Source organism: Kitasatospora phosalacinea (assembly GCF_000716545.1).
In the GTDB taxonomy this organism is placed as follows: domain Bacteria; phylum Actinomycetota; class Actinomycetes; order Streptomycetales; family Streptomycetaceae; genus Kitasatospora; species Kitasatospora phosalacinea.
Genome location: NZ_JNWZ01000009.1, coordinates 1 through 13,510, shown reverse-complemented (window position 1 = coordinate 13,510; position 13,510 = coordinate 1). Strand labels below are relative to the sequence as shown.

The following is a 13,510-nucleotide window of genomic DNA, read 5'->3' as shown; positions in this document are numbered from 1 at the left end:
GGTTGGGCGGGGCCCGGCCGCCCGGAAGGATGGGGGGCATGACGGACGACCAGATCCCGGAGGAACCGCCGGCCGCCCCCGCCGAGGGCCGCCCGGCGCTCACCCGCTCCTCCCGGCACCGGGTGGTGGCGGGCGTGTGCGGCGGCCTGGGCCGCTACCTGGACATCGACCCGGTGGTGTTCCGGGTGGTGATCGCGGTGCTCGGCCTGACCGGCGGGCTCGGCCTGTTCCTGTACGGCCTGGCCTGGCTGGTGGTGCCGCGGGAGGCCGAGGACGGCGAGGGCGGCCGCACCGAGCTGCAGCGGGTGCTGACCGGCCGGGTCGACGGCCAGTCGGTGGGCGCGGTGCTGGTGACGGTGATCGGCACCGGGGTGTTCTTCTCCTCGATGGGCGACGGCGGCCAGCTGTTCCCGCTGCTGCTGCTCGCCGCGCTGGTGTTCCTGGCGCTGCGCTACGACCCGGAGCGGCGGCGGCGCTTCGACGGCGGCGAGGCGCCGCCCCCCGGGCCGTCCGGCCCGCGGGACCGGCTGGAGGAGTCCGGCCCGTTCGCCGACTGGAAGACCTGGAGCGAGGCGGTCGGCCGGGACCTGCGCGTCGAGTGGAAGGCCCGCGGCGCGGAGTTCCAGGACCGGATGCGCTCCTGGCAGCAGGAGCGGGCGGCGGGCGGCGAGGACGGCGCCGAGGAGCGGCCCGCCGACACCCCGCCGGTCGGCCCGTCCGGCTACCTGTGGGACCCGCGGCACCCGGAGCGCAACCCGTACGGCGGCGCGACGCCGCCCGGGGCGCCCGCGCAGCCGTGGTGGCAGCGCGCCGACCTGCCGGAGGGCGACCCGCTGCGCAAGGAGCCGCGCCGGGAGACGCACCAGGAGCGGATGGAACGCCGGATGGCGGACCACCGCGTTCGGCAGCGGGAGGCGATGGAGCGGCACCGAGCGAGCATGGAGCGCCACCGCGAGTGGAAGGCCCGGCGCAGGGCCGAGCGCGGCAACTCGGTGCTGGGGGCGTCGGCGGTGCTGGTCTCGCTCGGCGCGTCCTGGGCGGTGGCGGCGAGCGACCACGGGCAGCACCGCTGGTCGACGGTGCTGGCGGTGGCGCTGCTGCCGCTGGGCCTGGCCATGCTGATCGGCTCCCGCTGGGGGCGCACCCGCGGGCTGACCTTCCTGGCGCTGCTGGTGACGGCGGGCCTGGTGGTCACGGCCGGCACCTCGGCGACGGTCGCGGGCTCCACCGGGGACCGCACCTGGAGCGTCCCGGCGGGCGGGCTGGACTCCCGCTACACGCTGGGCTTCGGCGACGCGGACCTCGACCTGTCGGCCCAGGACCCGATGGGCGGGACCCTCGCCACCGAGCTGTGGGTCGGCGCGGGCAGCGCCCGGGTGACCGTGCCGGCCGGGGTGGAGCTGCGGTTGAAGCTGCGCGACGGCGCGGGCACCGTCCGGCTGCCGGACGGCCAGCACTTCGAGGGGCCGTTCACCGACGAGGACGTGGTGATCGAGGTCCCGGACGGACAGCCGTCCAAGGGCGTACTGGAACTGTCGGTGTCCGTGGGCGCCGGCGACATCAAGGTGGTGCGGTGATGAGGAAGCATCGGTTCGACCTGTACGCGCTGGTCGCGGGCGGGCTGTTCACCGCGCTGGCGGTGCTGTACCTGGTGGCCTCGCTGAACGACCGCGAGGTGAACAGCCGCTTCGTGCTGCCGCTGGCGTGCATCGTGCTCGGCGCGGGCGGCCTGGCCGGCGCCCTGGTGGCGGCGTCCAGGCGCGGCCGGGGCGGGGCCCGCGACGACGACCACAGCCTGGAGTAGGAACCAGCCTGGACTAGGAACCGGGCCTAGGACTGCTGCGGGCCCAGCTCCAGCTGCTCGCCGTTCCTGGTGACGGTGTACTTGGGCAGCGGCTTCACGGCCGGGCCGGTGATCACCGCGCCGGTGGCGGCGTCGAACTTGGAGCCGTGGCAGGGGCAGTACAGCTGGCCGTCCTTGGGCGGGTTGACCGCGCAGCCGGAGTGGGTGCAGACCGAGGACAGGCCGGCGTACTGCCCGGCGGCGGGCTGGACGATGTAGACGGCGTCGCCGCTGGCCGGGTCCTTGACGGTGGCGGAGCCGCCGACCGGGACCTGCGCGGCCGGCACCGTGGGGCCGGTCTGCGGGACGGGGCTGGTGGCGCCGGTGCCGGACGCGGCGGTGGGGGCGGGGATCTCGTCCCGGCCGAAGCCGGCGGTGAGCGAACCGGAGAGCAGCCCGGCGCCGCCGAGCGCGACCGCCGCGATGCCGCCGTCGAGCAGGGCGCGGCGGCGCACCGCGTCCTCGGCCAGGCCGCGGGCCCGGTCGCGGGCGGCCCGGGCGGTGAGGTAGCCGTCGACCGACAGGTACGGCGTGCCGGCCAGCAGCAGCGGCGTCCAGGCCAGCAGGTAGGCCAGGTCGTTGCCGAGGTAGTACGGGGTGGTGTGGAAGCTGACGGTCAGCCAGAGGGTGGCGGAGAGCAGCACGCCGCCGAGCGCGGCGACCCGGCCCCACAGCCCGAACAGGGTGCCCAGGCCGACGGCGAGCTCGCCGAAGGCGATCAGCAGCCCGAAGAAGGTGGGCGCGTGCAGCGCGGGGGCGAGCGCCCAGCCGATCGGGCTGCCGCCCTCGGCGGCCCTGGTCTGGGCGTAGAAGGAGGCGGGGTCGCCCGCCCCGGCCAGGTAGTGGGCGTCGGAGAGCTTGTCGAAGGCGGCGTAGACGAAGGTCACGCCGAGGAACAGCCGCAGCGGCAGCAGCGCGAAGCGCGAGCCCAGGGCCTTCCACTCGGTGATCCTGCCGGTGGTGCCGGTGTCCGCCGTGCCGCCGGCCGTGCTGCCCGTCCCCGTCGCCATCCTCGCCGCCCTCTCCCTCGCGCCCGCCGTCCGCCGACGGGGTCGGGTCCGATTGTGCCCGCTGCCGCCCGCACATGGCCGCGCCGCCACTCCCCTGGCGCGGGGAGCGGCGGCGCGGTCACACGGTTGCCGGTGGGATCACTCCCACTCGATGGTGCCCGGCGGCTTGGAGGTGACGTCCAGGACGACCCGGTTCACGTCCTTGACCTCGTTGGTGATCCGGGTGGAGATCTTCGCCAGCACCTCGTAGGGCAGGCGCGACCAGTCCGCGGTCATGGCGTCCTCGGAGGAGACCGGGCGCAGCACGATCGGGTGGCCGTAGGTGCGGCCGTCGCCCTGCACGCCGACCGAGCGGACGTCGGCCAGCAGCACCACCGGGCACTGCCAGATCTCGGCGTCCAGGCCGGCCAGGGTCAGTTCCTCGCGGGCGATGGCGTCGGCCTCGCGGAGCAGGTCCAGGCGCTCCTTGGTGACCTCGCCGACGATCCGGATGCCCAGGCCCGGGCCGGGGAACGGCTGGCGCTGGACGATCTCGGCGGGCAGGCCGAGCTCCTGGCCGACCATCCGGACCTCGTCCTTGAACAGCTTGCGCAGCGGCTCGACGAGCTGGAACTCCAGGTCCTCGGGGAGGCCGCCGACGTTGTGGTGGGACTTGATGTTGGCGGTGCCGGTGCCGCCGCCGGACTCCACCACGTCCGGGTACAGGGTGCCCTGGACCAGGAACTCCACGGCCGGGCCCTCGTCGGCGACGATGTCGGCCTGGGCCTGCTCGAAGACCCGGATGAACTCGCGGCCGATGATCTTGCGCTTCTGCTCGGGGTCGGAGACGCCCTTGAGCGCGGCCAGGAAGCGCTCCTCGGCGTCGACCACGACCAGCTTGACGCCGGTGGCCGCGACGAAGTCCTTCTCGACCTGCTCGGTCTCGCCCTTGCGCATCAGGCCGTGGTCGACGTACACGCAGGTCAGCCGGTCGCCGATGGCGCGCTGCACCAGGGCGGCGGCGACCGCGGAGTCCACGCCGCCGGAGAGGCCGCAGATGGCGCGCTTGTCGCCGACCTGCTCGCGGATCAGCGCGACCTGCTCCTCGACCACGTTGGTGGTGGTCCAGTTCGGGGCGATGCCCGCGCCGCGGTACAGGAAGTGCTCCAGCACCTGCTGGCCGTGCTCGGAGTGCATCACCTCGGGGTGGTACTGCACGCCGTACAGCTTGAGGTCGTCGTTCTCGAAGGCGGCGACCGGCACCACGTCGGTGGAGGCGGTGACGGTGAAGCCCTCGGGCGCGGCCGAACAGGCGTCGCCGTGCGACATCCACACCGACTGCCTGTCCGGGGTGCCCTCGAACAGCGTGGAGCCGGAGCGGGAGACGGTCAGCGGGGTGCGGCCGTACTCGCGGGCGCCGCTGTTGTCGACGGTGCCGCCGAGCGTCTTGGCCATCAGCTGGAAGCCGTAGCACATGCCGAAGACCGGGACGCCGGCCTCGAAGATCGCGCGGTCGAGCTGCGGGGCACCCTCCTCGTACACCGACGACGGACCGCCGGAGAGGATGATCGCCCGCGGGTTCTTGGCGAGCATCTCGGCGACCGGCATGGTGCTCGGCACGATCTCGCTGTAGACCCGCGCCTCACGCACCCGACGGGCGATGAGCTGGGCGTACTGGGCACCGAAGTCGACGACCAGGACGGTGTCGTTCTCGGGTGCGGACTGGACGGGGGAGTCAGCGGACACAGACGGCCTTCCGGCGGCGGTACGAGGGGGGTGTCACTCCCGAGTCTACCGGGACGCTTTCACCCGACTGCCCGCGCCGCCGGCCGTGACCGGGCGGGCGGGCGAATCGTTGCACCGGGAGACCGCGCGGAACGCCGGCACCCTCCAGGTGCGGGCGGCACCTCGCGGCGAACCACGCGTGGATCATCTCCGGTCCACCGGGTGCGCGTGGCGGGCACGGGCCCGCCGTGGGACCGCGCCCCGGTGCCGCGGTCGGGTCAGCAGGGGACAGCTACCCCGCCCGCGACCGGGCGGACCCGGGGTGTGGCGGCCGGTACCGGTGCCGACCGCCACACCTCAGTCAGCCGCCCGCCCCGGCGTACGCCCCGGTACGCCCAGCAAGCTCTTATCACGGACGGTGACCGCCCGCGGCGGCCCGGCCGGTGCCGCCCCGCGCCGTGTCCGGTTCCGGCCGCACCCCTCATTTACGCCGAATCGGTTGCACGGCAAGGCCCTCGTCCAGGACGATGCATGGAAGACGGGGGCTCACCGCGCACCTCCCGCCCCGGAGAGCCGTTCTCGCGGACGGCTCCTCTTTCACGCTCCGTGAGGCCCATCCGGCTTCCTGGCGTGCCCATGACCATCTTTCCGCGACGGCGCTCCTCCCCCGGCGCCGTCAACCAGCACCGGCGCGGCCCTGACGCCGGGTGCTGTGACAAAGGGCCCCGTTCCCCCGCGGGGCCCTTTGCCCTGTCCGGGCCCGGTCAGTCGGTGCCGGGGCGCCGGAACGCGGCGTGCGGGTCCGCGTCCCCGTCGCGCGCGACGGCGGGGGCCGCCGGCTCGTCGACCACCAGCTCGACCGAGCCGTGCGCGACCGTGTCCAGCCGCTCACCGACGGCCTGGCCGGGCAGGGACGGCAGGGCCCCGGGCACCGGCGGCACGGCCGGCATCGGCGGGGCGACCGGACGCGGCGGGGCCAGTGGCACCGGGGTGCCGCGCAGCCCGTCGAGCAGGCCGGGCACCGCGAGCGCGCCGAACACGCCCCAGACCGCGGAGGAGACCAGCACCGAGAGCACCGACCAGCCGAGCACGTCCTCGGTCCGGAAGGTGAGACCGCCGACCCCGCCGACCCCGCCGCTCCCGCTGTTCGAGCCGCCGATCGTGGACCACACCGAGGTGCCGAGCAGCAGCAGCGCGTTGAGCAGCGCGTACACGCCCGCCAGCACCGCCCGGTCGCGCTGGACCAGCCGCCCCCGGTGCGCGGACCAGCCGAGCGCCAGCGCCGCGACCAGCGCCGGGAGGAGGGCGAACCACCAGCCGTCGCCGTGGTCGCCCAGGTCGAACAGCGACACCGACAGGCGGCTGTCCTCGAAACCCCCGACCAGCAGCGTCGCGCCGCTGCCGAGGCCGTGCACCATCACGCCGTAGTTGGTGACCATCGCCAGGGTGCCGGTGTTCCAGAGCGAGTCGCCGTAGGAGAGCTGCATCACCAGCCCGACCGCGGTCAGCAGCACCAGCAGGGCGAGGACCACGCGGAAGGCGTGCTGCCAGGCGACCAGCAGGCTGCCCAGCCAGCCGCGCCGGGCGGCCTCGGCGCGCAGCGCGGCCGCGCCGTCCACGGCCAGCACCAGGACGACCGCGGCCAGGCCGGCGGACAGCGCCAGCGGCAGCAGGCTCGGGCCGACCTCGGTGCTCATCGCGGCGTAGCCGTCGCCGCCGTCCGAGTCCTGGCCCGCCAGCCAGCCCAGCAGCAGCGCGACCACCGCGGACACCGCGCCGGTGCGCAGCGCCTGGACCCCGACCGCGGCACCGGCCGGCTCGGCGGCCCCGGCCCTGCGGCGGGCCCGGACGCCGAGGTGCAGGCCGGACCAGAGCGCCAGCAGCCAGCCCAGCGCGACCAGGTACAGCACCAGGTGGACGCTGGTCTCCAGGCTGGTCGCCGAGCCGTCGCCCCTGCGCTTGACGGCGCTCATGACGATCCGCAGCGGCGCGCCGAAGGCGGTGAGGACGAGGGACAGCCAGCTCTGGAACCCGTCGCCGGCCCCGAACGGCATGGCCGTCCGGGACGACGCGCCGTCCTGGCTCGCGGTGCCGATCACGGCGGACAGCACCAGCAGCGCGGTGGGCGCGACCAGCACCCGGCCGGCGGTCAGCCAGCCGCGGGAGAGCAGCGGCGCCTCCCGGGTGTGGTGCACCTTGCCGGTGCCCCACGGGGAGCCGGCGCCGACCGGGGCGGTGTCCTCGACCACGTCGCCGATCGCGGGCGCGGCGAGCGGTCTTCCGCAGTTGGCGCAGGTCGCCGCGGGGCCGGCCGAGGCCGCTCCGCAGGACGGGCAGATGGGCATGGTGCGTCCCCCCGGGTGGTTCGTGCTTCGAGGGCCCGTTTATCCCACCGCCGGCAAAGGAATGTCAATCGCCTTCCGGGGCCCGGCGGGGCACTTCGGGGACGGCCAGCAGCGGGAGCCTGAGCGCGCCGAACGCCCCTGCCGGGACGGCGGGTTGGCGCGGGACGACGGGCGGCACCGGGCGGTAGGCGGCCCCCGGTTCGGGGCGCGGGTCGGCCTCGCCGCGGTTGGGCCACATCGACATGGCGCGCTCGGCCTGCGCGGTGATGGTGAGCGAGGGGTTGACGCCCAGGTTGGCGGAGACCGCCGAGCCGTCGACCACGCTGATCCCGGGGTGCCCGTACAGCCGGTGGTAGGGGTCGACGACGCCGGTGTCGGCGCTGTCGCCGATCGGGCAGCCGCCGAGGAAGTGCGCGGTCAGCGGGATGTCGAAGATCTCGCCGGCGGTGGAGCCGGGGAAGCCGTTGATGGACGCGGCGAGCGCCCGGGCGCCCTCCTCGGCGGCCGGGATCCAGCTGGGGTTGGGCGCGCCGTGGCCCTGCCGGGAGGTGAGCTTCCCGTTCTTCAGCGAGACGGTCAGCGAGTTGTCCAGGGACTGCATGACCAGTCCGATGATGGTCTTCTCCGACCAGCGGTGCTGGTTCATCGACTGGACGAAGATCCACGGGTGCCGGGCGGCGGTGCCCAGGTAGCGCAGCCAGCGCGGCCCGCGCCCGGCGCCGCTGACCTGCTGGATGGAGAGCGCGCCCATCGCGTTGGAGCCCCGCCCGTAGCGGACCGGCTCGATGTGGGTGTCGGCGTCGGGGTGCACCGAGGAGGTGATGGCCACGCCGCGGGTGAAGTCGGGGCGCTCCCCGTAGCGCCGGGTGGAGGTCTGCGCGCCCACCAGGGCTTCGGAGTTGGTGCGGGTGAGGTGGCCGAGGCGGGCGGAGATCCGGGGCAGCAGCCCGCTCTCGCGCATCCGGTGCAGCAGCGTCTGGGTGCCGTAGGTGCCCGCCGCGACGACGACCCGCTCGGCAGTGATCGTGCGCGCCCCCGCCTTCCGCGCCCGCCGGGTGCGGGCGTCGGTGGGCAGCACGTCGACCGCGTAGCCCCCGCCGTGCGGGCGCAGCCGCCTGACGGTGGTCATCGGCAGGATCTCGGCGCCGGCCCGCTCGGCCAGGTACAGGTAGTTCTCGGTGAGGGTGTTCTTGGCGCCGTGCCGGCAGCCGGTCATGCACTCCCCGCACTCGGTGCACGCCCGGCGCCTGGGCCCGGCGCCGCCGAAGTACGGGTCGTCGACCTCGTCGCCGGGCGCGGCCTTGGCCTCGCCGGTGCCGTCCCGCCCGTCGCCGAAGAACACCCCGACGGGCGCCAGGTGGAAGGTGTCGCCGCAGCCCATCGCCTCGGCGGCGGCCTTCAGGTGCACGTCGGAGGGGGTCATGGTGGGGTTGAGCCGCACCCCGAGCATCCGCTGCGCCTGGTCGTAGAACGGGGCGAGCTCGGCCTGCCAGTCGGTGATGTGCCGCCACTGCCGGTCCTCGAAGAACGCCTTCGGCGGGACGTACAGGGTGTTGGCGTAGTTCAGCGAGCCGCCGCCGACGCCCGCCCCGGCCAGGATCAGCACGTTGCGCAGCAGGTGGATGCGCTGGATGCCGTAGCGGCCGAGGGCGGGTGCCCACAGGTAGTCGCGCAGGTTCCAGGAGGTGGTGGGCAGTTCCTCGCGGCGGAACCTGCGCCCGGCCTCCAGGACGGCGACCCGGTAGCCCTTCTCGGTGAGCCGCAGGGCCGCGACCGAGCCGCCGAAGCCCGAACCGACCACCACGACGTCGTAGTCGTACGACACTGCTGTCCCCTCCTGGATTGGCTACTCGGGTCGGCCCGGACCGGCTACTTCAGGCGGAACGCCTTCATGGCCTTCAGGCCGGTGGTGAACAGCTCGGCGAACTTCCGGTCGTCCATGCCCATCGACGGGCCGATCGGCAGCAGCCGCTGCACGGCGATGGTCTGCGCCTCGGTGTAGCGCAGGATGCCCTCGGCGCCGTGCCGCCGGCCGAGCCCGGAGTCGCCCATGCCGCCCATCGGCGAGGCCACCGAGCCGTACGCGGCGGCGTACGCCTCGTTGACGTTGACGGTGCCGGTGCGCAGCCGGGCGGCGACCCTGCGGCCGCGGGCGGTGTCCTTCGTCCAGACGCTGGAGTTCAGGCCGTACGGGGTGCCGTTGGCGGCGGCGACGGCCTCGTCCTCGCTGTCGAAGCGGTAGACCGAGACGACCGGGCCGAAGGTCTCCTCGGCGCAGACCGCCATGTCGGGGGTGACGCCGTCCAGGATGGTCGGCTCGTAGAAGAGCGGGCCCAGGTCGGGGCGGGGCCGCCCGCCGGCCAGCACCTTCGCGCCGGCCTTGACGGCCTCCTCGACGTGCCGGGTGACGGTCTCCAGCTGGCGGTGGGAGACCAGCGAGCCCATGTCGGCGCCGTAGGCGAGGCCGCCGCCCAGGCGCAGCGCCGAGGTCTTCTCGGCGAACTTCGCCAGGAAGGCGTCGGCGACCGAGCGGTGCACGTAGAGCCGTTCGATGGAGATGCACAGCTGGCCGGCCGAGGAGAAGCAGGCCCGGACGGCGCCCGCGGCGGCCCGGTCCAGGTCGGCGTCGGCGAGCACCAGCATGGCGTTCTTGCCGCCGAGTTCCAGCGAGGCGCCGACCAGCCGCTCGGCGGCCCGCCGGGCGACGTCCCGCCCGGTGCGGGTGGAGCCGGTGAAGGCCACGTAGTCGGCGCGCTCGACGACCTGCGGGCCGATCACCGGGCCGTCGCCGAGCACGATCTGCCAGGCCTGCGGGGGCAGTCCGGCCTCGACGAACAGCTCGCGGGCCCACAGCGCGGTCAGCGCGGTCTGGGTGTCCGGCTTGTTGACCACCGCGTTGCCCGCGACCAGGGCGGGCAGCGCGTCGCCGACGGACAGCTCCAGCGGATAGTTCCAGGGCGAGATCTGCCCGACCACGCCCTTGGGGCGGCGGGCCTCCACGGCGCTGGTCAGGCCGGGCACGGCGCCGCCGCGGCGGCGGTCCTTCAGGTAGGCGTGCGCGGTGCGGCCGTAGTGCCGGGCCGCCGAGGCGACGGCCATCACCTCCTCGAAGGCGTGCAGCCTGGCCTTGCCGGTCTCCGCCTGGATGAGGTCGAGGACCTCGTCCTGCCGCCTGAGCAGCAGGTCGTGGAAGCGCAGCAGGACGCCGGCCCGGTGCCGCACCGACAGCGCGGACCAGGCCGGCTGAGCCTGCCGGGCCCGCTCGAAGGCCAGCTGCACGTCCTGCTCCGAGGACACCGGCAGGGTGGCCAGCACCTCTCCGGTCAGCGGCGCGATCGTCTCGGCGCGCTGCTCGCCGGACGCGGTGACGCCCTTGGCCAGCCGCGCGACCAGCGCCGCCGGGACCGCCGAAGCGACGCCGCGCGCCGCACCCTTCGCCGCCGGATTGCGCCGGACCTGGCTCGTGCTCTCCGTCATGCGGGCAGCCTAGGCCCTCGGCCGCGACTTGTGTACCCGCCGGTAACACCAAAAGGCGGAGCCTCGCGCTCCGGCTAGGAGGTCGGGGTGAAGTTGTTCAGCACCGTGGTGAACTGCCGCAGGCTCTCCAGCCAGTCCTTCTCCGGCCCCGACACGTACACCATGTAGGCGGTGCCGTCGGCGCGCCGGAACTCGACCTCCTTGGCGTGCCGGCGGGCGTCCTTCGAGCCGAAGCTGAACTCCCACACCGCGCCCTCCTCGCCCTTGATCTTGGCGATGGCGAGGCTGGTGCGCTGGTAGTCCTTCAGGCTCTTGCTCAGCGAGGCCTCCATCTGCAGGAAGTGCTCCTGCGGCGAGAGCGGCTGGCCGACCGTGACCGCGAACAGCAGGAAGTGGTCCAGGTTGTCCGGCGAGTAGTAGACCTGCCCGCCGCTCTTCTCGGTGCGCACCCAGTCGCCGTCGGTGGGCCGCAGGAAGCGGAACCCGGCCGGGTCGTCCTGCCAGGCGTACCCGGGGGGCGCGGCCGCGCCGCTGGGCAGCGGGCTCTCCGAGGGCAGCGGGTTCTCCGTCCCGGACGCGACCGGGACGGGCGGGACCACCGGGCTCTCGCGGTGCTGCCGGAGGTAGTACGCGCCGCCGCCCGCCCCGGTCAGCAGCAGCACGCCGACCACCGCCCACAGCACCGCCCGGCGCCGCCGCCGCGGCGCGGCCGGCGCGGGTACGGGAGCGGGCGCGGGCGAGGGCTCGGCGGGCTGCGCCGTGGCGGTCCCGGCGGTCTCGGCGGTCGCGGCGCTCGCTGCGGTCTCGGTGGCCGGCTCGGCGGGGACGCCCTCCGCGACCCGGTCGACGACCGGGACCAACTGGGTGGGCAGCCGGGACGCGCCGGCCTGCTCGGGCACCCGGATGCTGACGGTGTGTCCGTCGGCGACCTCGCGCAGCATCCGGCCGGCCTCGTCGGCGCCCGGCCGCTCGGCCGGGTCCTTGGCCATCAGCGCGGCCAGCACCGGCCCGAGCCCGGCGGCCCGGCGCGGGGTCGGCAGCGGCTCGTCGACGACCGCGGTGAGCGTGCTGAGCGGGTTGTCCCGGCGGAACGGCGACTCGCCCTCGACCGCGTGGTACAGCGTCGCGCCCAGCGCCCACAGGTCGGACGCCGGGCCGGGCCGCTGGCCCTGGGCCCGCTCCGGGGCCAGGTAGTCGGGCGAGCCCACCAGGTCGCCCGGGCGGGTGATGTCCATCGCGCCCTCGAACTTGGCGATGCCGAAGTCGAGCAGCACCACCCGTCCGGTGCCGTGCTCCAGCAGCACGTTGGCGGGCTTGACGTCCCGGTGCAGCACCCCCAGCTGGTGGCCGCGGTGCAGGGCGGCGAGCACCTGGAGGCCGACGTCCGCGGCCTCCCGGGGCGTCAGCGTGCCGTCCTGGGTGATCACGTCGGACAGCGCGCGGCCGTCCACCAGCTCCATCACGATCCACGGCCGGCCGTCCTGCTCCAGCACGTCGTGAATAGTGATCACGCCCGGGTGCTTGATCCGGGCCGCGGCCCTGGCCTCGCGCTTCATCCGGGACTGGAGCATCTCCAGGTCCTCCTCCGAGAGGTGGCTGACCGTCAGTTCCTTGACGGCGACCTCCCGGTCCAGCATCTCGTCCCTGGCACGCCAGACGGTCCCCATCCCGCCGCGCCCCAGGCGCTCGCCGAGCGCGTACCGCCCGGCCAGCAGACGGCCGGTCGACTGGTCCTGTGCGCCCATGACCGTCCCCCCCTTCGCTCCCCCACCGCCGGTCGGACGGGGTCCTGGCAGACCGTGTGCCTGCTCGCACCGACGGTTCAGGAGGCAAGCCTAGGCCGCGCCGGGCCGCCCGGGAATCGCGACCCGGCCTACGGACCTCACCGTGACCGGACGTTCTCAGCCTGCGACCGCCACGATCGTGCCGAGCGCCGCGGCCAGCAGCACCAGCACGCCCCCCAGCACCAGCGGTCCGAGCATCCCGGGCGGTATCCGCGGTGGGCGCGCCGGAGCCTGACGGTCCGTCGCCCGTTCCGCCCGTTCCGCCCGCTCCGCCCGCGACGGGCGCCGGCCGCCCTGGTGCGGCACCAGCGGCCCGGCCTCCGGGCGGAGCACCGGCAGCAGCGGGTCGGGCGGGCCGTCCAGGCCCGGTTCGGGTGCGAACGCCAGCAGTTCGCGCAACTCCCGCTGCACGGCGGCCGCGTCGGGCCGGGCCCCGGCGTCCGGCCGCAGCAGCCGCTCGACCAGCGGCCGCAGCGGGCCGCACCCGTCGGCGGGGTGGTGGTGCCCGTCCCGGACGGCCGCCAGCAGCGTCGGCAGGTCGCTCTCCGGGTACGGGCCGTGCCCGGTCAGCAGCCGGTACAGCAGCACCCCCAGCGCCCAGGTGTCCGCGGGGGCGCCCGGATCGATCGCCCAGCGCTCGGCGAGCGGACCGAGCATCAGCGCCCGGGTCTCGTACACCCGGCGCGGCACCTCGCCGCCCAGCGCCGCGCACAGCTCCTCCTCGGCGGCGCCCAGCAGCAGCCCGCCGAGCATCGCCGCGCCGTCCTCGCAGACCAGCACCGTGCGCAGGGTCAGGTTCCCGTGCGTCAGACCGGCCTCGTGCACCGAGCGCAGCGCGCCCGCCAGGTCCGCCCCGATCTCCGCCACCCGGTACGGCGAGACCGGGCCGTTGCCCGCCAGCCGCTCCAGCGGCACCCCCGGCACCGCCTCCTCGGCGACCCACAGCACGTCGCCCTCCGGCCCGGCCGCGAGCCCCCGCAGCAGCCTCGGGTGCCTGTCCGCCGCCGCCGCGACCTGCGCGACCCGCGCGGTCAGCCGCGGCCCGTACGACGGCGCGGGCTCCCCCACCGGGTGGCCCGGCACCAGCAGCTCGGGCAGCTCCAGCCCGAACAGCCGCACCCGCGCCCCGCCGTGGAGGTCCACCGCCGGAACACCGACCTCACCCTCCGAACGGTCCGTCACCCGGTACCGCCCGGCCACCACCTGACCCGGGGCCGCTCGCATGCCTGTTCCTCACGCCGTAGTCCCGCCAGCGTACGGCCCCCGCCTGCCCCCGCCGCCGTCCGGTACGCGCTTTCCACCCCGCCGGCGGAAGCCGCCCCGCCCCGCCCGCACCCCCGCCCGCCC

At 75.2% G+C, this 13,510-nt stretch carries 9 protein-coding genes; 2 read left to right on the top strand and 7 right to left on the bottom strand.

Features of this window, described 5'->3' with window-relative positions:
- Positions 1-38 precede the first annotated feature (38 nt).
- Both OO48_RS34285 and OO48_RS06265 read left to right on the top strand, forming a co-directional pair.
- Positions 39-1,577, top strand: a complete 1,539-nt coding sequence (locus OO48_RS34285; RefSeq protein ID WP_035815965.1) for a PspC domain-containing protein — start codon at positions 39-41, stop codon at positions 1,575-1,577.
- Positions 1,577-1,804: a hypothetical protein gene (locus OO48_RS06265; protein ID WP_033213361.1), complete on the top strand. Its 228-nt coding sequence runs from the start codon at positions 1,577-1,579 to the stop codon at positions 1,802-1,804. Before OO48_RS34285 ends, OO48_RS06265 begins: the two co-directional genes overlap by 1 nt.
- 26 nt (positions 1,805-1,830) lie before the next feature.
- Here OO48_RS06265 and OO48_RS40945 read toward each other — a convergent pair whose 3' ends face one another.
- From OO48_RS40945 to OO48_RS06230, 7 genes are all read right to left on the bottom strand, one after another.
- Positions 1,831-2,853, bottom strand: a complete 1,023-nt coding sequence (locus OO48_RS40945; protein ID WP_063830625.1) for a Rieske 2Fe-2S domain-containing protein — start codon at positions 2,851-2,853, stop codon at positions 1,831-1,833.
- A gap of 138 nt (positions 2,854-2,991) precedes the next feature.
- Entirely contained in the window at positions 2,992-4,578 is a 1,587-nt protein-coding gene (guaA, locus tag OO48_RS06255; RefSeq protein WP_033213360.1) for a glutamine-hydrolyzing GMP synthase, read from the bottom strand.
- A 743-nt stretch (positions 4,579-5,321) separates the two neighbouring features.
- Positions 5,322-6,902 (bottom strand): hypothetical protein, encoded by a 1,581-nt coding sequence (locus OO48_RS06250; RefSeq protein WP_033213359.1) that lies wholly within the window; start codon positions 6,900-6,902, stop codon positions 5,322-5,324.
- A 64-nt stretch (positions 6,903-6,966) separates the two neighbouring features.
- Entirely contained in the window at positions 6,967-8,727 is a 1,761-nt protein-coding gene (locus tag OO48_RS06245) for a GMC oxidoreductase (RefSeq protein ID WP_033213358.1), read from the bottom strand.
- Between the two features lie 44 nt (positions 8,728-8,771).
- Entirely contained in the window at positions 8,772-10,379 is a 1,608-nt protein-coding gene (locus OO48_RS06240) for a succinic semialdehyde dehydrogenase (RefSeq protein ID WP_033213357.1), read from the bottom strand.
- A gap of 74 nt (positions 10,380-10,453) precedes the next feature.
- On the bottom strand, positions 10,454-12,124 hold the full coding sequence (locus OO48_RS06235; RefSeq protein ID WP_033213356.1) for a serine/threonine-protein kinase: 1,671 nt from the start codon (positions 12,122-12,124) through the stop codon (positions 10,454-10,456).
- A gap of 156 nt (positions 12,125-12,280) precedes the next feature.
- A complete protein-coding gene (locus tag OO48_RS06230; protein WP_106970262.1) occupies positions 12,281-13,387 on the bottom strand; it encodes a protein kinase in 1,107 nt (368 codons plus the stop codon).
- Positions 13,388-13,510 lie beyond the last annotated feature (123 nt).